The following is a 26,813-nucleotide window of genomic DNA, read 5'->3' on the forward strand; positions in this document are numbered from 1 at the left end:
GATGTATAAGTTAAACGGAAGAGAATATGGTTGCCCAGTTGAAGCTGTATCTAATTTTCTAGGTAAAAAATGGGTAGCACAAATAATATGTGTGATAGGAAATAGACAAAAACATTTTTCTGAACTAAAAAGGAGCTTAGAAGGTTGTAGTACGAAAATGCTATCACAGCAATTAAAAATGTTACAAGAGTTAGGTATAGTAGAAAATAATAAAGAAATTTTAGAAAATAATGAGGTAAGATCTTTATATTATTTAACAGAAAAAGGTAAAACAATTTTACCTATACTAGAAAAAATAATATCATGGGGAGATAAAAATTTAGAAGCATAAATTAAAGAACATGTACAAAAAAACAAGTGCATGTTTTTTTTGAATATTAACATTAATAGTTATATAATAAAAAAAAAGAAAAATGAGATAATTATCATGAAAAGGTTCTTAAAAGTATTTATTGGCTTAGCATTAATATCAAATTTAGGATTTGCTGAAGTTAAATTAATGAAGTATGAAAATGGTAGTAAAGAAGAAGTTAATTATGTAAAAGGTAAAAGAGAAGGTAAATATATAGAGTACTACGCAAATGGAGATGTAGAAAAAGATACATATGAAGAATAGAAGATAAAATGTATAAAAATAGTGATAGTGAAGAAAGCTAGAAAATGGTCTAGCTTTTTATCTTTTATTTGAAAAATCTAGCTCATAATGATAAAATATGGTATATAAGTTAGGGGTGTGAATATTATGAAAAAGGCAATTTTTTATGGGACAACAACTAATACCACAAATGAAGTAGCCAGTATTTTATCTGACATAACAGGTATAGATGATGTATATAATGTAATAGATGGAATAGATAACATTTTAAACTATGATTTAATATATGTATTAACACCAACATACGGCAGAGGAGAACTTCAGGATGACTGGGCTTTAGTTATTGAGAAGATAGAAAAATTAGATTTCAGTTCTAAATATGTTGCATTATTAGGTACAGGAGATATTATAGTTCATGGTGATTCTTTTGTTAATACATTAAGAGCTATGTATGAAGTATTTAAAAAGGCAAACGCAAAAATAGTAGGTATGGTTGATACAAAGGGCTATGATTTTCTAGAAAGTAGTTCTATAGAAAATGGTAAATTTTTAGGGCTTCCTATTGATCATTTGAATGAATATGATTTAACAGAAGAAAGAATAGAAAATTGGCAAAAAATAATACAAAAAGAGGTTGATTTAAATGAATAAAATAGTAGTAATTGGTGGTGGAGCTGCTGGAATGATGTTTAGTACACAGCACATTAGAAAAAATAAAGAAGATAGCGTAATAGTTTTTGAAAAGGGAGAGTATGTAGCTTGGGCAGGTTGTCCTACACCATACTATATTTCATCTTCATTAGACTTTGGTGCTGTTGTTAGTAGAACAGTTGAGTCTTTTACATCAAAGGGAATTGATGTAAGAGTAAATACAGAAATAGTTTCTGTAAATAAAGATGAAAAATATGTAGTAACAGATAAAAATGAAAAAGTATACTACGATAAATTAGTAATAGCAGTTGGAGCTAAACCTAATTTTAAATTAGATAATGCATATACTTTATCTAACCCATCTGATGCTAAGAAAATAAAGGAAAAAATAGAAGATAGGTCTACTAAAAAAGCTTTAATAGTAGGTGGAGGATTTATTGGAATAGAGCTAGCTGAAAGCTTTATAGAAAAAGGTCTAGATGTATCTTTAGTAGAAGCAAATTCTGAGTTATTCCCTATAATATCAAAAAACACTAAAGATATTTTATACGACAGAATAAAAGAAAGTGGACTTAAATGTTATTTAGCAAAAAAAGTTACATCATTTAATGATAATTATGTAATACTAGATGATGATACTAAAATTGACTTTGATATCTTAGTTTTAGCAACAGGAGTTAAACCTAATATTGACTTTATAAGCCAAATAGTTGAAACAAAAGATGGTAAAATAGTAGTTGATAAACACTTTAATACAAGTGTAAAAGATATATATGCAATAGGAGATAGTGTATATAATATAAATAGAATGGGTGGAGAATATATTTATCAACCACAAGGAGATATTGCAAATAAGCATGGTTACTTATTAGCAGCAAATAAAGAATTTAAGGGAACAAATAGAAGTTTTGCAAGTTCATATTTTGAAATTAAAGTAGCTGGAACAGGGTATTCATTAGAAGAAGCTAAAAAATTAGGATATAATGCAAAATTAGTAGAAATGACAGGTGCTACAAAAAATTCACACTTTAAAGAAGCAAAAGAAAACAAGGTAGAAGTTGTAGTAGATGTTGATAATAATTTAATATTAGGAGCATTTAGTGTTGGTTATGATGCTGTAGCACAGTTTATAGATCAATTTTCAATTTTAATTAGTCAAAAAGTTAAAATAGATGAGCTAATAAATATAGATTTTTGTTACTCACCAACAAACTCAACGGTATGGAATCCTGTATTAGTGCTATACAGAAAGGTAGTTAAATAGATGGATAGTTTAAAAGAGCTATTTAAAATAGGTCGTGGACCTTCTAGTTCGCATACTATAGGACCAGAAAGAGCAAGTAAAATATTTAAAAATATGTATGAAGATTGTGATTCATATAATGTATATCTATATGGTTCGCTAGCTGCAACAGGAAAAGGGCATATGACTGATAAGATAATAATAGAGACATTAGCTCCCAAAAAAGTAAATATTTACTGGGACGCTAGTTTTGTTCATCCTTATCATACAAACTATTTAAAATTTGTTGCTATAAAAGATGATAAAGAAATCGGGAGTATAGATGTATTTTCAGTAGGTGGAGGTACTATTGAAATAGGAGAGTCTAAAAAAGATGAAAAAAAGAAGGTATATAAGCTTACTAAATTAAAAGATATAATAGCTTACTGTAAGGAAAAAAACATCACCCTATATGAATATGTAGAGCAAAATGAAGGAAAAGAAATTTGGGACTTTTTAAAACAAATTCTTAATCAAATGCAACAAACTATAGAAAACGGACTTAGTAAAGATGGTTATTTACCAGCTAAGATAAAAGTAAAAAGAAAAGCTAAAGATATGTATAAAGAATATGAAAAAGCAAATGAAGCACTAAAGTTAACAAAAAAAATATTTGCCTATGCTCTAGCTACATCTGAAGAAAATGCAAGTAATGGAACTATGGTAACAGCACCAACTTGTGGAGCTTGTGGTGTAATTCCCTCTGTACTTATTGCATTAAAAGAAGAATTTGCATTTTCAGATGAAATGTTAATAAGATCTTTAGCGATAGCTGGACTTATAGGAAACTTAATAAAAGAAAATGCAACAATAAGTGGTGCAGAAGGTGGATGTCAAGCAGAAATTGGAAGTGCAACATCGATGGCAGCAGCTATGGCAGCTTTTTTATTTGGCGCTAATATGGATGAAATTGAGTACGCAGCAGAAAGTGGATTAGAACATGCCCTAGGTATGACATGTGATCCTATAGGAGGTTATGTAATTATACCTTGCATAGAAAGAAATGCTGTATTTGCTGTAAAAGCATTAAATACTGCTAATTTTGTTGTATCAGTTGGACAAGACCATGTAATATCTTTTGATGATGTTGTAGTAACTATGGCAGAAACAGGTAGAGATTTAATTCCAGCATATAGGGAAACTTCAACAGGAGGACTTGCAAAATACTACGAAAAACTTCTAAATAAGGAAAAATAAATGGAGAAAAAATGAAAAAAATATTAATAATAGACACAAGTGCAGTTATGTATAGAAGTCACTTTGCTATGCAAAAACTAATGAATAGTAAGGGTGAATTTACAGGAGCTACTTATGGATTTGTAAAGCAGTTAGATATAGCTATAAACACTGTATCACCAGACTATATCGTTTGTGCTATGGACGTTAAAAGAAAAGATTTAAAAAGAACTAAAGAGTTTAGTGATTATAAAAGTGATAGAAAGTCTATGCCAGACGAACTAGCTAATCAAATTAAATATATTAAAGATATAATAGCATCATATAATATTAAAGCTGTAAGTATAGATTCATATGAAGCAGATGACGTTATAGGAAGTATATCAGAAATGGCAGTAAATAGTGGTGTAGAGGTTCATATTTTTACTGGAGATAAAGATATACAGCAATTAGTAAGAGATGATAAAATGATTATCATACACTTTTTAGGTAAAGATTTAATAATAGATGATAACGAAAAAGTAAAAGAATATATAGATGTATATCCAAGTCAAATACCTGATTTATTTGGTTTAAAAGGTGACAAATCAGATGGAATTCCAGGAGTTATGGGTATAGGTCAAGTTTATGCTGCAAAGTTAATAAATAAGTATGATAATCTAGAAAATATATATGAAAATATAGATAAGATTTCAGGTAAATTAAAAGAAAAGTTAATAAAAGATAAAAATCTAGCTTTCATCTCAAGAAAACTAGCTGTAATACACAAGGACTTAGAATTAGATTTTACTTTGGAGGATTTAGAATACAAAGAAAAAAATGATTTGAAATTAAAAGATATTTACAAAGAATTAGAATTAAATTCACTAATAAGAGAGTTAAATATTACTGATAAAAAAGAAGAAGCAGAAATAAAAGAAAATATAATAGATAAAGACCATATGATAAAGATATTAGAAAGTAAAAAGGATTTAACTATGTATGAAGATACAAGAAATCTTTATGTAATAACTGATAATAATCTATACTACACAAAAACTTTTAATCTAGATAATGTTAATTTAAAAGGATTTTTAAATGTATATGATGCAAAAAAATACATGCACTTGGGCTTAAAATTAGATAATAACTTTTTTGATATTTTAATTTCTGCATATGTAATATTTACTGAATCAAGATTAGATGTTGAGGATATAATATTTAAATATTTAGGAATAAATATAGAAAAGTATACAGAAGCTAAGTTAAAAAAATTAACAGAAGAAGAGTTTACTGATAAATCTATTAAAATTACTAAAGGAATATATAAGCTAAAAGATATACTAAAAGAAAAAATAAAAGAAGAAGATATAGAAAATACATATGAAAATATTGAAAAGCCATTAATTTCTATCCTTTATCAAATGGAAAAAAAAGGAATAAAAATAAGTGGTGAAAGATTTTTAAAATTAAATGAAGAATTTACAAAACTAATGACAAAGTACGAAGATTTAATATATGAAAAAGCTGGTGAAAAATTTAATATAGACTCACCAAAACAATTAGCTATTATTCTTTTTGAAAAAATGGGTATAAAAGCAGAAAAAAAGGTAAAAACAGGATACTCAACAGATGCAATGGTTTTATTAGATCTATCTTTAAGAGGAATAGAAATTGCAGACTATATTCTAAAATACAGAGAGTATAAAAAATTACTTACAACTTATGTTGAAGCAATACCTAATTTTTCTGATGAAAATAACAGGGTTCACTCGGTATTTAATGGCGTCGGAACAGTTACAGGAAGACTATCTTCATTAAATCCAAATTTACAAAATATACCAGCAAAAACAGATAATGGTAATAAGATAAGATCTTGCTTTATAGCAAAAGATGGATATAAGTTGGTATCTTTTGACTATTCACAAATTGAGTTAAGAGTTTTAGCAGAACTAAGTCAGGATGAAAGTTTAATTAAAGCATATAAAGAAGATTTGGACTTGCATGAACAAACAGCAAGAGAAATATTTAATAAGCATATGATGATAGAGGTAATAACAAAAGAAGAAAGAAATTTAGCTAAGATAATAAACTTTAGCGTCTTATATGGTAAGACTTCATATGGTTTATCAACTGAACTTAAAATAGATATATCAGATGCTAAAAAGTACATAGACGCATATTTTAATAAGTATAAAAAAGTAAAATCTTTTATAGACAAAATTATAGATGATGCTACTAAAAATGGCTTTGTTACAACTTTATATGGAACTAAAAGATATATAAATGGTATTAATTCATCTAATTCGTTTGTAAGTAAACAAGCAAGTAGAATGGCAGTCAACACTGTAATACAAGGTACAGCAGCTAATATTATAAAACTAGTTATGATAGAGTTAAGTAAAAAAGGCTATAACATGCTAGTTCAAGTTCATGACGAACTAATTTTTGAGATAAAAGAAGAAAATCTTGAAAAAGAAATAAAAGAAATAAAAGAAATTATGGAAAATACCATTAAATTTAAAAACATTAAATTGAAAGTAAATTACAATATAGGTGATAACTGGGGAGAACTTAAATGATAAAAAATATTTTAGATGGAATGAGAAAAAGTATTCCTGTATCTATTGCATATATTCCTTATGCATTTTCTTTGGGAGCACTTTCATCTAGTTTAGGTATACCTACACATATAATTGTTTTAATGTCAGTTTTTGTATATGCAGGAAGTAGTCAGATAATATTTTTAACGCTATATCCTTATGTAACTACTATATGGGATTTAGTAATTCCTATGGTAGTTGTTAATATTAGGTATATTTTAATAAATTTACCACTTATTAGAAAACAAAAAAACTATACTAACAGAAAAAAAATGTTAAGCTCTTTCTTATTAACAGATGAAAGTGTATCATATATGTTAACTCGTAAAATATATGATGCAGATACAGTTTTTGGATTTAATTTTTTAGCATACTCTATTTATGTTATATCTACATTATTAGGTTCAGTAATAGGTAAAAGTTTGCCTGCAGTTTTTGCTATTTCATTAAATTTTTGTCTTTATGCAATATTACTAAGTCTTTTAATCGATGTAACAATAACAAACTTAAAAACTATATACATTGTAATATTTACAGTATCTATAAAAGTGGGCTTAGAGTATTTAGGATTTGGAAAGTCATTAGCTATTTTTCTATCAATAGTAATAGGTGCAATAGTGCCTACAATAATAAAAGTAAAAAACAAAAAGGGGTGATAATGTGAAAAAAATTAAAAATATATTTTTTAGTATATTTATACTATTAAGTTTACTAAGTTTTTCAGAAAATAATGTAATAAAAGATGACTACAAAGGCGCTTTTAATGTATCAAAATACCTAATTGAAGATTTTTCGTATAATAAGAATATGAAAATAGATGAAAAAGTATCTAATTTCATATTTGATAGTTTAATAGAGTCATTAGACCCTAATAAAATGCTATTTACCCAAAAAGAACTTAAAGAGTTTAGTAATATAAAGCCAGTATATGCAAAATTAGAAACTGATGAGATTTTAGAAGTTGGAATATATGTAGTAAATAAATATTTAGATAATATTAAAAGACAATATGACTATTCTTTAAAGTTAATAAATAAATATGATTTTGATTTTAATAATGATGAAATCTATTACTATGACAGAAAAGACTTAGACTATGCAAAAGATTTAAATGAATTAAATAAGATTTGGAAAAAAAGAGTTTTAAATGATGTTGAAAGATTAGTAATAGCTGGAGATAAAAAAGAAGAGATAAAAAAAATCTTAATAAAAAGATATAAGTCAAATAAAAATAATATTTTAAAAATGACAGAAGAAGAAAAAAATGAGATAGTAATAAATGCCTTTGTAAGAGCTTTTGACCCACATAATAATTGGTATAGCCCAAGTAGTTCTGAGGATTTTGAAATTTCTCAAAGTTTAAATTTAATTGGTATGGGAGCTCAAATACAACAAAGAGGAGAATCAAATATTATTGCTAAGCTAATTGATGGTGGACCTGCTAAAAGATCTAATAAGTTTAAAGTTGGTGATATTTTCGTTTATGTAGGAGAAGGTGAAACTGGAGAATTAGTAGATGTTAGTAGCTATAGATTAAAAGATTTAGTAAAGCTAATAAGAGGAAAAGAAAATACTGTAGTAAGAATAGGTGTAAGATCTAGTGAAACTGCGCCTGTTAGAATAATAAGACTTGTAAGGGAAAAAATTAAACAAGAAGATGAGCAAATAAAATCTAAGATAGTAGATGTGGATAATAAAAAAGTAGGGTATATAATAATACCAGGCTTTTATTCACTAAGTTTTGACAATACTGGTCGTAGTGTATCAGAAGATTTAAAACAAGAATTAATAAAATTAGAAAAAGAAAAAGTAGAATCGCTTGTAATTGATTTAAGAAATAACGGTGGAGGTTCTCTTAGTGAAGTAGTTAAAATGTTAGGGTACTTTATAGGAAACAACAAAATTGCAGTTCAAGTAAAAGATGAAAAGGGACATGTAGATAAATATTATACAAACTTATCCTATGATCTTACATGGAAAAAACCTTTAGTTGTTATGATAAATAGAAATTCAGCTTCTGCTAGTGAGATATTTGCCGGAGCTATAAAAGACTACAATAGAGGTATAATTGTAGGAACTAATACTTGGGGGAAAGGTTCTGTACAATCTGTAAAACCACTTAATTTTAATCAAAATGGGAATAAGTTTGAGTTAGGAATATTTAAATATACAATAAATATGTTCTTTAGAGCAAATGGAAGTTCAACTCAAGTAAAAGGAGTAGCTCCAAATATAGAGTATATTAAATTAAGGTCAGAAATAGAAAACGGGGAAGATAAAGAATATAAAAATGCACTAAAATGGGAGAAAATAGATGATACAATAAATGAAAAATATAAATTTAAATTATCTAAACCTATTTACATACTTGAAAATTCACATAAAAGAAGAATAAAAAAAGATGAAAAATGGAAATTAGTAGAAGAGCAAATAAAATATTCTAATAAAGAGTACGATACTAAATCTACAACCCTTAATTTAGAAAAAAGAAAACAAAAAAGAAAAGAAAAAGAAAAAATACAAAAAGCTTTTAAAGATAAGGCTATAGAATTAGGAATACCAGTTGAAACAATTTTTGTATTAGATAATGGTTTATCATATAATGAAGATGATTTAGAAAAACAAAATAAAGAAAAAGAAATTTTAGACGAATATATAGATCCATATACTATAGAATCAGCTAGAATTTCATTAGATTTAATATAAAGGGAAAAAAATGAAAAAGACAAAGTGGGAATTAAAAAAGACTACTAAGTTAGACTTAAATTTACCAGTAGATGAAGATATATTAAGTATACTAAATGCAAGAGGTATAACTAAAAAAGAAGATATTATTAAATTCTTAAAACCTAGTTTAAAAGATTTAGAAGATCCTAAAAAACTATATGATATAGAAAAAGCAAGGGATAGAATCATAACTGCCATAGAAAATGATGAGAAAATTTGTATCTATGGTGATTATGATGTAGATGGAATAACAGCTACTACAATTTTGTATCTGGGACTAAAAGAATTAGGTTTAAAAAACATTACTTACTATATACCAGTAAGAGATGAAGGTTATGGACTTAATAATGAAGCACTAAAAAGTATAAAAGAGGATAATTGTGATATTGTAATTACAGTAGACTGTGGTATTACATCATATAAAGAAATTGATTATGCTAATAAACTAGGTCTTACAGTAATAATAACTGATCACCATACCTTATTAAATCCTATAGTACCTAATGCATATGCAGTAATAAATCCAAAAAGACTAGAAAATAAATACAGTTTTAATGACCTAGCCGGTGTTGGAACTGCCTTTATGCTTTTAATTACTCTTTTTGAAAAATATAATAAATATGAAGAAGCTTTTAAATATATTGATATAGTATGTTTAGGGACAATAGCAGATATAGTAAGTTTAACATCTAATAATAGAATAATAGTTAAATATGGTTTAGAAAAAATTTCATATACAGAAAATTTAGGACTAAAAACACTGTGTACTAAAATCTTTGGTGATATTAAAAATCATAAATTTACAAGTTCTGATGTTGGCTTTGGTATTTGCCCTATATTTAACGCAGCAGGAAGACTACAAGATGCTAAGCTAGTAGTAAAGCTACTTACAAGTGATAATATAAGAGAAGTTGAAGTAATTATAGATGAGCTATTTATAAAAAATGAAAAAAGACGTGAAATACAAAATGATATTTTTGAACTGGCAAAAAAAGAATTAGAAGATTCTAGTGATTTAGTTTTAGTAAGTAGTAGTCCAAAATATCATCATGGTGTAATAGGAATTGTTGCAGCTAAATTAGTTGATACTTACTATAAACCATCTATAGTATTAGAGGAAAAAATAGAAGAAAAAATAGCTGTTGCAAGTTGTAGAAGTATTAGTAATTTTGATATAACAGAAGCACTTAAAAATTCAGCTGATTTACTTGTGAAATATGGCGGACATAAAGGAGCTGCAGGGTTTACCATAAAAATAGAAAATATAGAAAAGTTTAAAAAAAGAATAAATGAGTATGCAAAAAAAATTTTAAAGGAAGAAGATTTCACAAAATTAATAAGCATAGATAAAAAAATAACAATAAACAAAATATCATATGAGTTCTATAAAACATTAGAGTTATTAAAACCATTTGGTTTTGGTAACCCAACTCCAATATTTTTAACAACTAATGTAATAGTTGATGAGTCAAAATTAATTGGGGAGAATAAAAATCATTTAAGTCTTAACTTTAGTCAAAAAGGTTATACTGTTAAAAATGCTATGTGGTTTTTTAATGATGAACTAAAAGATAATATATTTTACGATATAGTGTATAAGCTTAATATAAATGAATACAAAGGTAGAAGTTTTGTGAAAGTATATATTGAAGATATGAAAGAATCACTACTAACAGATGATAAGCTTTTATTTATGAAATCAATATATGATACAAGATTCCCCATAAAGTCTATATTTTATACAAACAAAGAAGTAGATATAAATGATAATTTAAGTATAAAAACAGAAGCAAATAGGATAGTTATTTTTAAAAATAGAGAATATATATCTAGGTTAGATGAAAATATATCTCAATTATTAATACAATTAAATATGTTCTACAACAGAAAGTTTAATATTAAAATAGAAAGCATAGAAAAAAAAGATGCTTTAAATGTAGTTGAGATTTTAATTAAAGAATCCTTTGATTTTGTATGCTATAAAAAAGAACCTGTAAATATATTTAATAAGATAAAAAAAGAGTTAATAGATAAAAGAAACTATAATACTTTAGAAAAAAAAGCCTTGGCTAGCTTATTTCATGATGATAAAAATTTATTAATATCTAATAAAAATATAACTGGTTTTTCATTTAAATCAGAACACTATTTAAATTTACTTAGAACTTTTGCCATTTTTTATACTAATAAAGAAGACGAAAAGCCACTTTTATTAACAAAAGATAAAACCTTATTAAATGATAGCTATTTAAAAAACTTTACAACTAATACTAAAAGTTCATATCTAATTTTAGATAGAAATACATATAAAAAAGAAGTAGATTTAACTAAATTTAAAAAAATAATACTTCTAGATAATAGCATAGAAAAATATGATAATTTTAAAGAATTACATTTAGAAATCAAGATAAAAGATAATGTTAAAAATATAAGTAAAGAAAATATTGAAAAATATGGAGTAGATAATATATATATAAAACAGCTACCTAATGATAATAAAATAGAATTAAAGCAAAAATATGAAAACGGGGAAATAATTTTAGCAGACAACAGTATTATAGAAATTATATAATTAAAATGATATAATTAAAAAAAAAGAAATGGAGTGTAATATGTCAGTAGGAATATTTTATGGAACAACAACTGGAGTTACAGAGGAAGTAGCAGAAATAGTAAATAATCTTATACCAAATTCAACTATGCACGATGTTGCAAATGGAATTGATGAGATGCTAGATTATGATTTTTTAATCTTATGTGCATCAACTTGGGGTTTAGGAGATATTCAAGATGATTGGATGGCAGTAATTGATGAACTACCAAACTTAAAAGAAAAACCAGTAGCCTTACTAGGAACAGGAGATGCTATGTCATTTTCTGATACATTTGTAGATGGATTAAGACTTCTGTATGATAAATGCAAAAAAAGAGGAGCTAGAATAGTAGGTTTTGTAGACCCTTCAGATTATGAATTTACAGAATCAATAGCAATAATAGATGGTAAATTTATAGGGCTTCCAATAGATCATATGAATGAAGCAGATAGAACTGAAGAAAGAATTGAAAAGTGGTTAGAATCACTTTCTAAATATTTAGCATAGAAAGGTATGAATATGAAAAAAATTAGTATAGCACCATCACTATTAGCAGCAGATTTTAGTGATTTAAAAAATGAAGTTAAAAATATTGAATTAGCTGGAGCTACACATTTACATTTAGATATAATGGACGGAGATTTTGTTCCTAATATATCTTTTGGGCCTATGGTAATAAAAGCAATAAGACCATATACAAACATGATATTTGATGTACATGTTATGGTATCTAATCCAGAAAGATATATAGAAGATATTGCAAAAGCAGGTGCTGATAGTATAACAATTCATATTGAAGCAACTAAGCATATAGATAGAGCAGTAAACTTAATCAAATCATTTGGTTGCAAGGCAGCTGTTGCAATAAATCCAGGTACAGCTGTAAGTAGTTTAGATGCAATAATAGATAGCTTAGATATGGTTTTAGTAATGTCAGTAAATCCAGGTTTTGGTGGACAAAAATTCATACCAAAAGCACTAGATAAAATAAAAGAAATTAGAGAAAAATATAAAGACATTGATATTGAAATAGATGGTGGAATAAATAACGAAACTGCAATATTAGCTAAAAGCGCAGGAGCTAATATACTAGTTGCAGGTTCTTATGTATTTAGTGGTAACTATAAGGAAAAAATAGAAAGTTTAAAATAATGATAGGTGAATTAGAAAATTTAATAAGAGACTTTAATAAGTCTTACCAAAAATTAGAACAACTTAATTTAGATAATACTATTAAATGTTTAACACAAAATGAAATATATATAATAAGAACTATAGCAGATAAAAATTTAACAGTTAATGAATTAAATGAATACTTAGAAACAACTGTAGGTACAACTTCATTAGCTATAACAAAGCTTGAAAAGAAAAAGTTTATTGAAAGAAAAAAAGATAAAATAGATAAAAGAAAAGTTTATGTATCTTTAAGTGAAAAAGGGAAACTTGCATATAATGTATATGATAATGTTCAAGAAAAATTATTAACCTATGCTATGCGTGGAATTGAAGATAAAGAGAAAAAAGAATTTTGTAATACTTTTTCAAAACTAATAGCTAATTTAAAAGAAATGAAAAAAATGTATGCAAAGATAAATTTATCGGATTTAAATGTATCAGATGTTGCTACTATTGATGAGATAAAGTTATCGTATGCAGGATTTAAGTACCTTTATGAAAAAGGAATTGCCATTGGAAAAGAAGTAAAGGTTATAGATAAAACTAAAAATGTATTAACTCTAGAAACTTTTAAAGGTAAAAAGAATTTAACGACAGATGATGCAAAAGAAGTTTTGTGTATAAAAAGGATATAAGATGATATATTTAGATACAGTAGGTTTTTCTTTTCTAGTTTCTGAGATAAGAAGCAGAATAAAGGATTTAAAGATAAGAAAAATTCAAAGTTATGATAGTAACTCATTTTCCATCTTATTTAACAAAGAAAACCTATATTTTGAAAATAAAAAAGAGGCTATTATCTATTTAAAAGATAAAAAAGTTGAAAATACAAATAAGGAATTAAATTTCATATTAAAATTAAAAAAAGATATACTATCAAGTATAGTAAAAGATGTTTCTATTTTATCAAATGACAGGATAGTGAATGTTAAATTAGAAAAGCTTGATTTATTAAATAATATAAAAGAATATAACTTAATATATGAATTTTTAGGAAAAAGTGTTAATGTAATTTTAACAGATGAAAAATATGAAATATTAGCAACTATGTATCCTAATATTTCAAATAGAGTACTTTTAAAAGGTGCAAAATATGAAGTTCCTGAAAATAATAATGAATCACGTCTTGTAAAAAATTTAAGTTTAGAAAAAAAAGAAAAATTCTTAAGTTCATATGAAGCTATAATATATGACAATAATTTACTTACATATAACGACTTTTATGAAAATAAAAAAAAGACAGTATATAATAGCTTAAATGAAGCACTTAATTTCTATTTTGAAAATACTAGTGAAATTTCACAAATGGAAACTAAAAAAAGACCAATACTAAAGAATATAAGACAAAATATAAAAAGATTAAATAAAATACTAGAAAAAATACCTAAAGATATTGAAGAAAATAAAAATTATGAAGAAAATAAAAAATTAGCAGATATATTATTAGCTAATCTATATAAAGTAAAAGAAGGTATGGAAAAAGTACAAGTATTTGACTACTATGAAAATAAGGAAATAAATATAAGCTTAGATAAAAATTTAAGCCCATCAAAAAATGTAGAAAAACTGTATAATAAATATTCTAAATTAAAAAGGAAAAAAATAGCTTTAGAAAAAAGAGAAGTAGAAGTTAAAAATGAACTTTACTATTATTTGGAACAAGAGCTATTTGTTTTAAATGAAAAGGAATTAGTTGGATTAGAAGAGATAGAAAAAGAATTAGGTATTAAAAATACTAAGATATCTTCTAATAAAAAAGAAAAAAGAAAAATTTATCACGAAAACTATCAAGGTTTTGATATATATATGGGGAGAAATTCTACAGAAAATGAAGAAGTTACATTTAAAATTGGTAAAAATAATGATATGTGGCTTCACGCAAAAGATGTTCCAGGCTCACATGTAATAATAAAGGGTAATAATATCCCAAGTGATGTACTAGAATATGCTGCAAAACTAGCTTTAAATAATTCAAAATCAGATAAAAGGGGGGATGTAGATTATACACTGAAAAAAAATGTATCAAAAATTAAAGGTGGAAAAAAAGCTATGGTAACATACGTAAATCATAATACTATAAATATAAAGTAGGAGAGTAAATGAAAAATATAATGGAAGTATTTGGAGTAAATACATTTACAGATAGTAATTTAAGAAAAAGAGTTCCCAAAAAAGTATTTGAAGATTTCAAAAGAGTACAAAATGGAGAAATTGAACTTTCAAAAGAAAATGCAGATATTATTGCAAATGCTATAAAAGATTGGGCTACTAAAAGAAATGCAACGCATTTTTGCCACTGGTTTCATCCATTAACCGATTTAACAGCTGAAAAACACGATTCTTTCATAGAACCTACAGGAGATAAAGATATTATCTATAGATTTTCTGGAAGTAATTTAATAAAAGGTGAATCAGATGCAAGTTCATTTCCAAATGGAGGCTTAAGATCAACATTTGAGGCTAGAGGATACACTATATGGGATGTAAACTCACCACCATTTATTAGAGAAAACGAAATAGGAACAACTCTATATATACCCACAGCTTTCATATCTTTTAATGGAGAAGCACTAGATAAGAAAATTCCGTTACTTAGATCAATAGACGCTATCAATAAGTCATCAGTAAGACTTTTAAATAATTTAGGATACGATAATATAACATGTGTAAAACCTACATTAGGAGTTGAGCAAGAATACTTCTTGGTAAAAAAAGAATACTTTGATAAAAGAGTAGATTTAATGTTTACTGGAAGAACATTATTTGGAGCAAAACCAACTAAAAACCAAGAAAATTCATTTCATTATTATGGAAAAATAAAAGATAATGTACTAAACTTTATGGCAAAACTTGACTATGAATTATGGAAATTTGGAATACCAGCTAAAACAAGACATAATGAAGTAGCGCCTAATCAGTTTGAAATAGCTTCAATATATGAAATAGCAAACTTATCAGCCGATCAAAACCAAATAATAATGGAAACAATAGAAAAATTAGCTATAAAAGATGGCTTTGTAGCGCTACTACATGAAAAACCATTTAGTTACGTAAATGGTTCAGGTAAGCATAATAACTGGTCACTTACAACAAATGAAAATAAGAACTTATTAGATCCAAAAAGTCCAACATTCTTAATTTTCTTATTAGCAGTTGTAGAAGCAGTTAATAGATACTATAAACTATTAAGAGCAGTAATAGCTACAGCATCAAATGACCTAAGATTAGGAGGACATGAAGCACCTCCAGCTATAATTTCCGTATTTTTAGGAAACCATCTAACAAATAAATTGGAAAATGCTAGTATTAGTGTTGTAGATAATAAGATAGTATGTAATGGATATACTAAAAATAAATTAGAAAATGTAAATATGATAAATATTAGTCGTGACTATGATGATAGAAATAGAACAAGTCCATTTGCATTTACTGGAAATAAATTTGAATTTAGAATGCCAGGAAGTATGGGTACACCTGCAAATTGTGCGACTATGATAAATACTATGATTTCAAAAGTTTTAAATGAATATAGTGATAGATTAGAAAAATCATCTGATAAAGTAGTTGAGATGAATAATATAATGAAAGAAAGTTTTGATAAACATAAAAGAATCATATTCAATGGAGATGGATATAGTCAAAATTGGTATGAGGAAGCTAAAAATAGAGGACTTGAAAATATTAGAACAACAGATGTTGCACTAAAAGCATATATAGATAAGGAAAATATAAAGCTATTGGAAGATGAAAATGTTTTAACAGAGCTAGAATGCAGCTCTAGATATAACGCATATATGTCAAGATATATAGAAGATAGATTAACAGAAGTTAAAACATTATCATATATGGTAGATAAAAATATATTTTCATACGCATACAAATATTTACCAAGTGTATTGTTAGATAAACAAAAAGACGAAATTTTAAAAATCTTAAATAAGTTATATGATAAAAATAATGAAATGAAAACTTTAATAGAAGAAATAGAAAAAACTGATGTTGAAACAAAGGCTAGTCTATTGTCTAAAAAAGCTTTTGAAATGCAAACAGAAATAAGAACAATAGTAGATAGTTTAGAAAATATAATACCTTCTAGCATATGGGATATACCAACTTATGTAGAGTTATTATACAAGTTATAAGACTAACTATTAAAAGTCAATAATAAAATTTAAATAATTATCTTAAAATTTATGCACAACAAAAATAACTATACTAATATAGAATTTTTTGAAATATTTATTTTAGTTCTACATAAGGTTCATTCTTTTTTAGAACAGCATAAATAATATGGCACATTTTACGAGCAACAGCATTAACAGCTACTAAATGATGTTTACCTTCAGAACGTTTTTTATCATAAAACTCTTTGAAAACAGTATCGTTAGTACATGCAATAAATGCAGCTTGAAATAAGGCTTTTCTTAGGTGTGTTGAGCCACGTTTACTTAAATGTCCATTTGTACCGTTAGATTCTCCTGATTGGGTAACAGTTGAATCTAAACCAGCATAAGCAACAATTTTCTTATCACTAGAAAATTTGTTAATATCACCTAATTCTGCAAGTATGGTAGCACCTGTTACAGGTCCTATACCAGGAATTGTTAGAATTGGAGTATTTAGGTCTTTGACTATTGACTCTATTTCAGATTCAAGAAGATCAATTTGTTCTTCAATAACTTTAATTTGTTCAATTAAACATTTAATTTGAATAGAGTAAGAATCAAGAGCAAAATTAATACCAAAGGAAGTTTTAGCTGCTTTTTTTAGATTGTTTAATTTTACTTTCGCAGAATTTTTAAGAGTAACATTTTTCAATACTTTTTTAAAATCGTTTGCTTTAAGTTTTTTAAAGTCTTCTGCAGTATTAAAATTAAGAAGTATTTCTTTAGAAGTTTGTCCAAAAATATCACTAAAATGTGATGAATATTCAGGGAATACTTGATCTAAGTTAGCTATAATTTTTCTTTTTAAATCACTTGTTTGCTCAATTAAATAATGTCTAAATCTAGTCATATTACGTAGATTTAAGTATTTTTCATCAGCAAGTGAAGTTGTTTCAAAATTGCCGTATCTAATAAAATCAGCAATCATAATAGAATCGATAATATCTGTTTTACGTTTTCTGATTTCAGTAGCACGACGCCAACCATCAGTTTGAATAGGGTTAATTACAATAATATTAAAACCTTTTTCTATTAGATATGAATATACTGATAGCCAATAATGACCAGTAGCTTCCATACCTACTAGAATATCATTTATTGAATATTTTTCTAATTTTTCAATTAAAGAATCAGTACCTTTAATAGAATTGGAAAAAGAATGAGCTTTAAAGATTGTATTACCATTATCATCAAGCAATGAAGCAACATGAGTATTTTTAGCAATATCAATACCTAAATAAAACATAAAATCACCTACCATTAATATATTTATAGATAGAAGTCCTCAAAGGCTGATAAAAGTCACTACCTTGTTCTAAATGCGAAGTACACTAATATGTCAACATCTAACTAATTCGTAAACACTTTATCAGAAGAGGCATCACTCTTAATAAACGAAGTCAAGCTACAAGGAGTAAACGATGTCACTCTATCTAATTAAGTATATTATATATATAAAACAATATATAAACAATATTATATAAATAAAATTTAACATATAGATTATCTAATTTTAGATAACTATATTATACAAGGAGTATTATGAATAAAAAAAGAGTTCTTGTCATAATGGGAGGAACATCAACAGAAAGAGAAGTTTCTCTAAAAACAGGAGAACAAATATACAATAATTTAGATAGAGGAAAGTATATAGTATCAAAACTTCTAATAAATAAAAATGAGGATATTTTTAAAATATTATCCATGAAAGATGAAATAGATTTTGTGTATATAGCGCTTCATGGATCTTTTGGAGAAGATGGGAGTGTTCAAGCAATATTAGATACAATGGGCCTAAAATATAGCGGGCCCAAAATGCTAACAAGTAGTATTTGCATGGATAAAAACGTTTGTAAAAAGCTTGTTAAAGATTATGTAAATGTAATACCAGGAACTAGCATGAAAAAAGATTCTTTATTAAAATATGAAGATGCTAAAAAATACGGAAATAAGTTAGTATTAAAGCAAGTAAATGGGGGGTCTAGTTTAGGTTTATACATAGTAGATAATGAAAAAGACTATAATAATGCAATAGTTGAGATATTTAAGTTATCTGATGAAATAATTTTAGAAAAATATATAAAAGGAATTGAGATATCTGTACCAGTTATAGATAATATTGTATACCCAACAGTGAGAATAACTCCTTTAAAATCTGATACTTTTGATTATGAATCAAAATATAGTGATGATGGCGCAATAGAAGAAGTTTATGAGTTTAATAAAAGCTTACAAGAAAAGATAAATTCTATGTCTAAAACTATATACGATAAAATAAATTGTAATTCTTTTTGTAGAATAGATTATTTAATAGATGAAAATGAAGTTGTATATATGATAGAAGTTAATACGCTACCTGGAATGACAAAAGCTAGTATATTGCCAAAAAGTTTAATGAGTAAGGGTATTGACTATAAAAGTGCATTGGATTTACTAATTGAGTCTTCAATAAAGTAGGTATATATGAAAAAAATATTAATATTTGGTGGAACTGGTAATATTAGTTTAGACTTAACAAATAAGTTAAAAGAAAAATATGATGTAAGTATACTAAATAGAAGTGATACTAAAGTTGTTGGTGTAAAAACAATAAAAGGGAATGTAGCTGATTTAAAATTATTAGAAAGTATAAAAGATGATTTTGATATTATATTTGATTTTCTTTTATTTAATGAAAATGAAGCAAAAGACAGAATAAAAATATTTTCAAATGTTAAACAATATTTTTTTATTAGCTCTGTTACAGTTTTTGATAGAGAAAATAATATATATATAGATGAAAATACAAAAAAGGGAAATCCATATAGTGAATATGCTAAAAATAAGCTACTAGCAGAAAAAGTTTTTGAAAAAAGTAGTATAAATTATACAATAATAAGACCATCTCAAACTTATTCTAATAGAAGAATACCATTAAGTGTTAAAGGTAAATATTGCTATCCAGTTATTAGAAGAATAATTGAGGATAAGTTTGTACTTATACATGGAGATGGAACAAATTTATGGTCAGCTATGCATAGTATAGATTTTGCAAATATTGTAGAGAAGTTAATCTTAAATCCGAAAGCAATAAGAGAGGATTTTAATGTATGTTCAACAAACTTTACTACTTTTAATGAGATTTATAAGATAATAGCAAAAAAAGTAAATAAAGAACTTAAAGTAAAATATATTACGAGTCAAGAATTATTGAAATACGATGAATATGATTTTAAAACTGCCTTTATGGGAGATAAAAGATATTCAAATATATACAAAAGAGATAAACTTGAAAGTATAGGAATATATGAAAAAGATAGCATAGATATAGAAAAAGGAATAGAAATGTACCTTGATAATAAGGAAAACGAAAAAGAAGTTGATAAAAATTTTGAGATTTTCTGTGATCGCCTAAAATAAAATTAGGCGATTTTTATATATTAAAAAGACTTAGCCTAAACTAAGTCTTGGGGATATAAAGGATATTTTTTATTTGTTGTAAACTGAAGTTGATATAAGTGTTGCGAATGCTTGTATTCTGTTATTTTGGTCAACATAAGTTGTGAATACAAATTTACCATTTTTTTCAGTATAAACAGCTACATCTTCGTCACCACTAATAACCACATCGTAAACTTTACCATTTAAGTCTATTTGTTTTTTATCTACATCTATATGAGCGTGCATATGAGCTGCACCTTCAAATGAGTGGAAATCAAATCCTCTTTTGTATTTAACAGTATTGAAAAGACTTCTGTCAAAAAATGGTATAACAAGTTCATTAACTAATTTACCGTCTTCTTCTTTAGCTCTTACTCTTAAATCTTCTGTAAAGTAAACATTATTTACTTTTTCTAATTCAAAGCTAGTTTCAAAATCATGTAATTCCATTCCATAGTCTCCGTCATCTGTTTTACCTAATTCAACAGTTTGAACTATAGCGTTTTGATTTTTATATACAGTTGGGTTTACTAAATTCATTTCTTCGTGCTCATGAGCTACTGCAAAAAATGATAAAAGCATTGTTAAGCTTAATAAAGTTTTTTTCATAATTTTTATTCTCCTTGTCCTTTTTTTATAGTATAATAAAAAAGAAAATAAAAAACAATATAGCAAAATTAGGTATGTATTCAGTTAAATTTATAGAAAATAATATGAAAGCTTAAAAAAGCTAGTGTAAAAAAAATAAAAAAAAATCAGATATTTTTTTAGATAAAATATTGAAAGGGTGAAAGATGATAAAGTTAAATAAAAAAGGTAAAAATAAATTTGAGTTAGAATTAATAGAAAATGATATTATTATATCAAAAGCTAGTATAAAAGATAATGTTATAGAAAATATAGAAGTTAATGACAAGTTTAGACATATAAGTTTTGGTAAAAAAACTCTTTATTATATCATAGCTGAGCTTAGTAAAAGAAAATATGATGAAGTTATAGTTTTAAATTACAATGAAGCAGGAAAAAATTTCTTTTTAAAAAATGGCTTTATTTTAGAAGCTGAGAAATTAGTATTAAGTGGATTAAAAGAAGAAAGAGAAGAAAAAAGACAACTTTTAAATACAAGTATAATATCTTTTATAATAAACATAATATTAGCAAGTATGAAAGTTTTTGTAGGATATGTTTTTAATTTAAACTCAATTATAGCTGATGGTATAAACTCAGCAACAGACTCACTAAGTACAATATTTGCAATATTTGGAATAAAAATATCGACAAAAAAAGAAAATGAAAAATATCCTTTTGGTTATGGTAAAATAGAAGCAATATTTAATTTATTTATTGGATTTTTTATCTTTATAACTACAGCTAGCGTATTTTATGCGAGTATTAAAAAACTATTTATAAACCCAAACCTAGAATTAGATAAAAAAAGTTTTTTAATTTACCTAATAACTTTTGTATTCATCTTACTAAAATTATTTCAATATCTTTATGTTAATACATATGCTAAAAAGTATAAAAATGAGGTTTTACTTACACTATCAAAAGATTATTTAGCAGATATTATGTTAGGGATTGCAGTTTTAGTTGGAGTTATACTAACTATTAAGTTCTCATATATATATGACGCATTACTTAGTATAATTATATCACTTTATATAATGTATCAGGCATTTGATATAGCTAAGCAAAACATAGATATATTACTTGAAAAGCAAGATGAAAAACTAATTAGAAAAGTTAGAACTATAATAATGAGAAATAAAGATGTATTTTTCTGCCACGACCTATATATGATAAGATCAGGAAAAAGTATATATATGTACGCTGATATTAGAATAAATAAAGATTATAGTTTAGAAAAAGCACACGAAATAGCAGAAGAAGTAAGTATAGATGTTAAAAATAGATTTAAAAATATTAAAAATATAAGTTTTCATATGGAACCTATATATATATAAATTAGGAGTTAAGAAAATTAAATAAAACTTGTAAAAACAAAAAAAATTGGGTAAAATAAGTTAAATGAAATAAAGAAAAGGAGTTCACGATGAGAGTTTTAATTTTAGATAATAAAGAAAAATTAAGTAAAAAAGTAGCTGAGATTGTAGCAAAAAGGATAAATGATTTTAATCCAACAGAAGATAAACCTTTTGTATTAGGTTTACCTACAGGATCAACGCCAATATTAGTATATAAAGAACTAATAGAATTAAATAAAAAAGGTGCAGTTTCATTTAAAAATGTTGTTACATTTAATATGGATGAATATGTAGGATTAGATGAAAATCATGAACAAAGCTATCACTACTTTATGTATGAAACTTTCTTTAATCATATAGATATTAAAAAAGAGAATATTAATATTTTAGATGGGATGGCAAAAGATATTAAACTAGAATGTGCTAGATATGAAGAAAAAATAAAATCTTATGGTGGAATTCACTTATTCTTAGGTGGAGTTGGAGAAGATGGACACATAGCATTTAATGAGCCAGGTTCATCACTAATGTCAAGAACTCGTGATAAAGAATTAACAGAAGATACTATCTTAGTAAACTCAAGATTTTTTGGTGGAGATGTTACGAAAGTTCCTAAATTAGCATTAACAGTTGGAGTTGGAACAATAATGGATAGTAATGAAGTTTTAATAATGGCTAATGGGACTAAAAAAGCAGAAGCTATAAGAAGAGGGATAGAAGAAGGAATTAATCATATGTGGACTATCTCAATGTTACAAATGCACAGAAACGCAATAATTGTAATAGATGAAGAGGCTGCAAATAATTTAATGTTAAAGACTTATAAGTATTTTAAAGATATAGAAAAAGATAATATTAAATAGTAATTAAAGTGCTAAAATTAGCACTTTTTTTCTATTTACAATTATATTAAAATGTGTTAATATTTTTTTAAATTGATTTAAAGGGGGACGACAATTGAAAAAAATTTTTAAACTATTTTTAATGTGTATTTTAAGTATTTTCGCTGTATCTTGTTCAGGTGAAAAAGAAGCTGAAAATGAATTAAATATATACACTTGGATCTATTTTGTTCCAGATGAAGTTATAGAAAACTTTGAAAAAGAAACTGGAATTAAGGTAAACATTAGCTATTATGACACTAATGACACTCTAATGGCTAAATTATTAAGTGGTACTACTCAATATGATATAGTATCTCCATCAACTGACTTTGTACCTATTATGGTAGAAGCAGGTATGTTAGAAAAATTTGATAAATCTAAATTAACAGAAACATTTAAAAATTTAGATACAGAAGGTTTAAATCTATATGAATATGCAAAAGTATATGATGATGGATTAAATTATTCACTACCTTATGGATTCTTTGCTACAGGAATAACAGTAAACAAAGAAAAAGTTGGTAATATACCATATAATTTAGATATATTCTTAAACTCTGACTTTAAAGGAGCTATGACAATGTTAGATGATGGGCGTGAAGTTATAGGAATGATGCTTCAACATTTTGGTTATAGTTCGGATTCAAGTAATGATAATGAATTAAATAAAGTAAAAGAAGAATTGATAAAATATAAGAAAAATTTAGCAAAATTTGATAGTACAACCTTTGGTAAAGGTTTAGCAGCAGGAGAATTTATCGTATCTCATGGATACCCAGATGTATTTTATGAAACAGAAGCTTATGAGCAAGATAAATTTGTATATATTTTACCAAAAGGTGCTATGATGTATATAGACAATATGAGTATTACTAAAAATTCTAAACATAAAGATAATGCATACAAATTCTTAGAATACTTATATAAACCTGAAAACTACAAATATGTATTTGAAAACTTTAGACAAATACCAGTAGTAAAAGGAGTATATGAGCTAACAGATACAAAACCAATAGCAAGTGCAAAAGATATTATGGAAAATGCAAAATTACCTCGTGCGCTTAGTGATGAGGCAAAAGAAAAACAAGAAAAGATATTCAATGAAGTGAAATTAGCAAAATAGAGAATCCTCTCTTAGGAGAGGATTTTTAAATAATGGGGGGTGTGAAATAAGTTGAAAAAAATATTTAATTTTATAACTTTAATTTTAATAAGCAGCATTTTAATATCATGTGGGAAAAATGAGGATAAAAATGTATTAAATATATATACATGGGAATCTTTTATACCTGAAGAAGTAATAGAAAATTTTGAAAAAGAAACTAATATACATGTAAACATTAGTTTTTATGATACAAATGATATTATGATGACAAAATTATTAAGTGGTGTTAAAGGTGAATATGATATAGTATCACCGTCAACTGATTTTGTTGAGCTTATGATAGAAGCTAATCTTCTTCAAAAATTAGATAAGAAAAAATTAAACGAGGTATTTAGTAATTTAGATGAAGAACTAAACCTATATGAATATGCTAAAATATATGATCCTAATTTACAATATTCAATACCTTATGGATTTTTTGCAACTGGTATAACAGTAAATAAAAGTAGAGTAAAAGAGTATAGAAAAGATTTAAGTATATTTTTAGACCAAAGATATAGCGGGAAAATGACTATGCTAGATGATGGTCGTGAACTAATAGGAGTAGCATTACAAAATTTAGGGTATAATTCTGATTCTAGTAGTGATAAAGAGTTAGAAGAAGCAAAAAACTACTTAATATCAATGAAAAAAAATCTTGCTAAATATGATAGTTCTATTTATGGTAAAGGTTTAGCCACAGGTGAATTTTTTATATCTCATGGATATCCAGATGTATTTTATGAAATAGAAGATAATGAGTTTGAAAACTTTGAATATTTCTTACCAAAGGGTGCTATGATGTATATAGATAGTATGGCTATATTAAAAGATGGTAAAAATAAAGAAAATGCATATAAGTTTTTAAAGTATTTATATAAGCCAGAAAATTTCAAATACACTTTTGAAAAATTTAGACAAATACCAGTTGTAAAAGGTGTTTATAAATTATCAGATGTAAAACCTATACTAAAAAAAGAAGAGATAATAAAAAATGCAAAATTACCTAAAAAATTAAGTGTAGATGCTAAATACAAACAAGATAAAATATTTAATGAAATAAAGTTATCTAAATAAAAAGATTAGAGCGAATCTAATCTTTTTTTTGAAAAAATATAAAATCAAGGTATAATTTACCATAAAAATAGGAGGTTTTATATGAAAAAGTTTAAAATTTTTTTAATGTTAGTATTAGGTTTAAATAGTGTTTCACAATTATCATTTGCAAAAGATGATTTGAAATTAAAAGAAATGGTAGTTTTAAGTAGACATAGCGTGAGAGCGCCTTTATCTTCTCCTGATAGTACTTTAGGAAAAGCAACAAATCACGAGTGGATAAATTGGTCTGCACCAAAGAGTTCTTTAACTACAAGAGGTGGAGTATTAGAAACTATGGCTGGGCAATATTTTAGAAAATATGTTGAAAAAAATGGGTTATTAGACTTAAATAAGATGCCTAGTAAAGATGAAGTAAATATATATACAAATAGTATGCAAAGAACAATAGCTACAGGTAGATATTTCTCTGTTGGATTTTCGCCAGTGCATGATTTAGAAGTATATCATAGATTTTCAGAGAGCAAGATGGATCCGGTATTTTTCCCAAGATTAACTAAAGTTAGTGATGACTTTATAAAAAAAGCTACTAAACAAATCAATAGTTTAGAAGGAAAAAAGAGCCTTTACGAATTAACAAAATCACTAGAACCATCATTTGATGAAATTGAAAAAACACTAGATATTACTGAGTCTAAGGCTTGTAAAATGGAAAAACTTTGTGACTTAAATGACTATGATACAAAGCTTTCATTTAAGTTAGGAGATGAACCTAGATTAAGTGGGTCTTTAAAGACTGGAACTATAATATCAGATGCTTTAATACTACAATATTTTGAAGAACCAAATGATGAAAAAGTTACTTTTGGTAAAAAATTAAGCAAAGAACAATATACTTTAATTTCTAAAGTTAAAGATACTTATGGAGAAGTTTTATTCTCAGCTCCTATAGTTGCTGTTAATGTGGCAAATCCATTAATTACATATATGAAAGATGAACTTCTATCTAAAAATAGAAAATTCACATATTTAGTAGGTCATGATTCTAATCTAGCTTCTGTTATGAGTGCTTTAGGTATAGAAGACTTTGAACTTCCTAATAGCGTAGAAACTAAAACTCCTATAGGTGCAAAATTAGTATTTGAAAAATGGTCTGACGAAAAAACTAATGAAGAATATATTAGTATAAAATTAATTTATCAATCTACAGAACAACTTAGAAATCTTTCTATTTTAGACTTAGAAAATCCACCTGTTATAGTAAATCTTAAATTGAAAGGTATTTCATATAACAAAAATGGTATGTATAAATTTAAAGACCTTATAGATAGATTTAATAAGGCATTAATGGAATATGAAAATATTAAATAAA

Annotated in this window: 23 protein-coding genes; 21 read left to right on the forward strand and 2 right to left on the reverse strand. The window is 25.9% G+C overall.

What is annotated here, in order from left to right; all coding sequences use genetic code 11:
* Position 1: 1 nt before the first annotated feature.
* The 14 genes from OMES3154_RS01895 (at position 2) to OMES3154_RS01960 (ending at position 16,925) form a co-directional block, all read left to right on the forward strand.
* A complete protein-coding gene (locus OMES3154_RS01895) occupies positions 2 to 331 on the forward strand; it encodes a winged helix-turn-helix transcriptional regulator (RefSeq protein ID WP_156683118.1) in 330 nt (109 codons plus the stop codon).
* Positions 332 to 427: 96 nt separating this feature from the next.
* Positions 428 to 616 (forward strand): hypothetical protein, encoded by a 189-nt coding sequence (locus tag OMES3154_RS01900; protein WP_156683119.1) that lies wholly within the window; start codon positions 428 to 430, stop codon positions 614 to 616.
* A 126-nt stretch (positions 617 to 742) separates the two neighbouring features.
* Positions 743 to 1,246 (forward strand): flavodoxin domain-containing protein, encoded by a 504-nt coding sequence (locus OMES3154_RS01905; protein ID WP_156683120.1) that lies wholly within the window; start codon positions 743 to 745, stop codon positions 1,244 to 1,246.
* A complete protein-coding gene (locus OMES3154_RS01910; RefSeq protein WP_156683121.1) occupies positions 1,239 to 2,510 on the forward strand; it encodes an FAD-dependent oxidoreductase in 1,272 nt (423 codons plus the stop codon). Before OMES3154_RS01905 ends, OMES3154_RS01910 begins: the two co-directional genes overlap by 8 nt.
* Positions 2,511 to 3,725: an L-serine ammonia-lyase, iron-sulfur-dependent, subunit alpha gene (locus OMES3154_RS01915; RefSeq protein ID WP_156683122.1), complete on the forward strand. Its 1,215-nt coding sequence runs from the start codon at positions 2,511 to 2,513 to the stop codon at positions 3,723 to 3,725.
* An 11-nt stretch (positions 3,726 to 3,736) separates the two neighbouring features.
* Entirely contained in the window at positions 3,737 to 6,265 is a 2,529-nt protein-coding gene (gene polA, locus OMES3154_RS01920) for a DNA polymerase I (RefSeq protein ID WP_156683123.1), read from the forward strand.
* Positions 6,262 to 6,942 carry an AzlC family ABC transporter permease gene (locus OMES3154_RS01925; RefSeq protein WP_156683124.1) on the forward strand — a complete coding sequence of 227 codons (681 nt, stop codon included), beginning with the start codon at positions 6,262 to 6,264 and terminating at the stop codon, positions 6,940 to 6,942. Before polA ends, OMES3154_RS01925 begins: the two co-directional genes overlap by 4 nt.
* Before the next feature lie 4 nt (positions 6,943 to 6,946).
* Positions 6,947 to 8,992, forward strand: a complete 2,046-nt coding sequence (locus tag OMES3154_RS01930; protein ID WP_156683125.1) for a carboxy terminal-processing peptidase — start codon at positions 6,947 to 6,949, stop codon at positions 8,990 to 8,992.
* Between the two features lie 10 nt (positions 8,993 to 9,002).
* Positions 9,003 to 11,585, forward strand: a complete 2,583-nt coding sequence (gene recJ, locus OMES3154_RS01935; protein WP_156683126.1) for a single-stranded-DNA-specific exonuclease RecJ — start codon at positions 9,003 to 9,005, stop codon at positions 11,583 to 11,585.
* Between the two features lie 40 nt (positions 11,586 to 11,625).
* Entirely contained in the window at positions 11,626 to 12,114 is a 489-nt protein-coding gene (locus OMES3154_RS01940) for a flavodoxin (RefSeq protein WP_156683127.1), read from the forward strand.
* Positions 12,115 to 12,126: 12 nt separating this feature from the next.
* Positions 12,127 to 12,759, forward strand: a complete 633-nt coding sequence (gene rpe, locus OMES3154_RS01945) for a ribulose-phosphate 3-epimerase (protein ID WP_407938949.1) — start codon at positions 12,127 to 12,129, stop codon at positions 12,757 to 12,759.
* Entirely contained in the window at positions 12,759 to 13,418 is a 660-nt protein-coding gene (locus OMES3154_RS01950; protein ID WP_156683129.1) for a winged helix DNA-binding protein, read from the forward strand. The genes rpe and OMES3154_RS01950 overlap by 1 nt, the downstream gene beginning before the upstream one ends.
* A 1-nt stretch (position 13,419) precedes the next feature.
* Positions 13,420 to 14,874: an Rqc2 family fibronectin-binding protein gene (locus OMES3154_RS01955; protein WP_156683130.1), complete on the forward strand. Its 1,455-nt coding sequence runs from the start codon at positions 13,420 to 13,422 to the stop codon at positions 14,872 to 14,874.
* An 8-nt stretch (positions 14,875 to 14,882) separates the two neighbouring features.
* Positions 14,883 to 16,925 carry a glutamine synthetase III gene (locus OMES3154_RS01960; protein ID WP_156683131.1) on the forward strand — a complete coding sequence of 681 codons (2,043 nt, stop codon included), beginning with the start codon at positions 14,883 to 14,885 and terminating at the stop codon, positions 16,923 to 16,925.
* A gap of 97 nt (positions 16,926 to 17,022) precedes the next feature.
* Here the strand turns inward: OMES3154_RS01960 and OMES3154_RS01965 are convergent, their stop codons facing one another.
* Positions 17,023 to 18,195 carry an IS110 family RNA-guided transposase gene (locus tag OMES3154_RS01965; RefSeq protein ID WP_156683929.1) on the reverse strand — a complete coding sequence of 391 codons (1,173 nt, stop codon included), beginning with the start codon at positions 18,193 to 18,195 and terminating at the stop codon, positions 17,023 to 17,025.
* A gap of 296 nt (positions 18,196 to 18,491) precedes the next feature.
* Between OMES3154_RS01965 and OMES3154_RS01970 the strand changes: the two genes are divergently transcribed.
* Positions 18,492 to 19,406: a D-alanine--D-alanine ligase gene (locus OMES3154_RS01970; RefSeq protein ID WP_156683132.1), complete on the forward strand. Its 915-nt coding sequence runs from the start codon at positions 18,492 to 18,494 to the stop codon at positions 19,404 to 19,406.
* A gap of 6 nt (positions 19,407 to 19,412) precedes the next feature.
* Positions 19,413 to 20,348 (forward strand): NAD-dependent epimerase/dehydratase family protein, encoded by a 936-nt coding sequence (locus OMES3154_RS01975; RefSeq protein ID WP_156683133.1) that lies wholly within the window; start codon positions 19,413 to 19,415, stop codon positions 20,346 to 20,348.
* A gap of 69 nt (positions 20,349 to 20,417) precedes the next feature.
* On the opposite strand, the gene OMES3154_RS01980 is transcribed toward OMES3154_RS01975, so the two are convergent.
* Positions 20,418 to 20,978, reverse strand: a complete 561-nt coding sequence (locus tag OMES3154_RS01980) for a hypothetical protein (RefSeq protein ID WP_156683134.1) — start codon at positions 20,976 to 20,978, stop codon at positions 20,418 to 20,420.
* Between the two features lie 185 nt (positions 20,979 to 21,163).
* Here OMES3154_RS01980 and OMES3154_RS01985 point away from each other — a divergent pair, with 185 nt between their 5' ends.
* The 5 genes from OMES3154_RS01985 to OMES3154_RS02005 all read left to right on the forward strand — a co-directional run bounded on the left by OMES3154_RS01985 (position 21,164) and on the right by OMES3154_RS02005 (position 26,812).
* Positions 21,164 to 22,336, forward strand: a complete 1,173-nt coding sequence (locus OMES3154_RS01985; RefSeq protein WP_156683135.1) for a cation diffusion facilitator family transporter — start codon at positions 21,164 to 21,166, stop codon at positions 22,334 to 22,336.
* An 89-nt stretch (positions 22,337 to 22,425) separates the two neighbouring features.
* Positions 22,426 to 23,220 carry a glucosamine-6-phosphate deaminase gene (nagB, locus tag OMES3154_RS01990; protein ID WP_156683136.1) on the forward strand — a complete coding sequence of 265 codons (795 nt, stop codon included), beginning with the start codon at positions 22,426 to 22,428 and terminating at the stop codon, positions 23,218 to 23,220.
* Between the two features lie 94 nt (positions 23,221 to 23,314).
* Entirely contained in the window at positions 23,315 to 24,364 is a 1,050-nt protein-coding gene (locus OMES3154_RS01995) for an extracellular solute-binding protein (protein ID WP_231679248.1), read from the forward strand.
* A 51-nt stretch (positions 24,365 to 24,415) separates the two neighbouring features.
* A complete protein-coding gene (locus OMES3154_RS02000) occupies positions 24,416 to 25,462 on the forward strand; it encodes an extracellular solute-binding protein (protein WP_156683137.1) in 1,047 nt (348 codons plus the stop codon).
* Positions 25,463 to 25,543: 81 nt separating this feature from the next.
* Positions 25,544 to 26,812: a histidine-type phosphatase gene (locus OMES3154_RS02005; protein WP_156683138.1), complete on the forward strand. Its 1,269-nt coding sequence runs from the start codon at positions 25,544 to 25,546 to the stop codon at positions 26,810 to 26,812.
* Position 26,813 lies beyond the last annotated feature (1 nt).

Source organism: Oceanivirga miroungae, from assembly GCF_902505095.1.
Taxonomy (GTDB): Bacteria; Fusobacteriota; Fusobacteriia; order Fusobacteriales; family Leptotrichiaceae; genus Oceanivirga; species Oceanivirga miroungae.

Bases quoted from the DNA above. Each gene is read 5' to 3' on its own strand.
- OMES3154_RS01980 (WP_156683134.1), bottom strand. From the start codon at position 20,978: ATGAAAAAAACTTTATTAAGCTTAACAATGCTTTTATCATTTTTTGCA.
- OMES3154_RS01910 (WP_156683121.1), top strand. From the start codon at position 1,239: ATGAATAAAATAGTAGTAATTGGTGGTGGAGCTGCTGGAATGATGTTT.
- polA (WP_156683123.1), top strand. From the start codon at position 3,737: ATGAAAAAAATATTAATAATAGACACAAGTGCAGTTATGTATAGAAGT.
- OMES3154_RS01915 (WP_156683122.1), top strand. From the start codon at position 2,511: ATGGATAGTTTAAAAGAGCTATTTAAAATAGGTCGTGGACCTTCTAGT.
- rpe (WP_407938949.1), top strand. From the start codon at position 12,127: ATGAAAAAAATTAGTATAGCACCATCACTATTAGCAGCAGATTTTAGT.
- OMES3154_RS01970 (WP_156683132.1), top strand. From the start codon at position 18,492: ATGAATAAAAAAAGAGTTCTTGTCATAATGGGAGGAACATCAACAGAA.
- OMES3154_RS01900 (WP_156683119.1), top strand. From the start codon at position 428: ATGAAAAGGTTCTTAAAAGTATTTATTGGCTTAGCATTAATATCAAAT.
- OMES3154_RS01925 (WP_156683124.1), top strand. From the start codon at position 6,262: ATGATAAAAAATATTTTAGATGGAATGAGAAAAAGTATTCCTGTATCT.
- nagB (WP_156683136.1), top strand. From the start codon at position 22,426: ATGAGAGTTTTAATTTTAGATAATAAAGAAAAATTAAGTAAAAAAGTA.
- recJ (WP_156683126.1), top strand. From the start codon at position 9,003: ATGAAAAAGACAAAGTGGGAATTAAAAAAGACTACTAAGTTAGACTTA.
- OMES3154_RS01940 (WP_156683127.1), top strand. From the start codon at position 11,626: ATGTCAGTAGGAATATTTTATGGAACAACAACTGGAGTTACAGAGGAA.
- OMES3154_RS01895 (WP_156683118.1), top strand. From the start codon at position 2: ATGTATAAGTTAAACGGAAGAGAATATGGTTGCCCAGTTGAAGCTGTA.
- OMES3154_RS01950 (WP_156683129.1), top strand. From the start codon at position 12,759: ATGATAGGTGAATTAGAAAATTTAATAAGAGACTTTAATAAGTCTTAC.
- OMES3154_RS01955 (WP_156683130.1), top strand. From the start codon at position 13,420: ATGATATATTTAGATACAGTAGGTTTTTCTTTTCTAGTTTCTGAGATA.
- OMES3154_RS01965 (WP_156683929.1), bottom strand. From the start codon at position 18,195: ATGTTTTATTTAGGTATTGATATTGCTAAAAATACTCATGTTGCTTCA.
- OMES3154_RS01960 (WP_156683131.1), top strand. From the start codon at position 14,883: ATGAAAAATATAATGGAAGTATTTGGAGTAAATACATTTACAGATAGT.
- OMES3154_RS01905 (WP_156683120.1), top strand. From the start codon at position 743: ATGAAAAAGGCAATTTTTTATGGGACAACAACTAATACCACAAATGAA.
- OMES3154_RS02005 (WP_156683138.1), top strand. From the start codon at position 25,544: ATGAAAAAGTTTAAAATTTTTTTAATGTTAGTATTAGGTTTAAATAGT.
- OMES3154_RS01985 (WP_156683135.1), top strand. From the start codon at position 21,164: ATGATAAAGTTAAATAAAAAAGGTAAAAATAAATTTGAGTTAGAATTA.
- OMES3154_RS01975 (WP_156683133.1), top strand. From the start codon at position 19,413: ATGAAAAAAATATTAATATTTGGTGGAACTGGTAATATTAGTTTAGAC.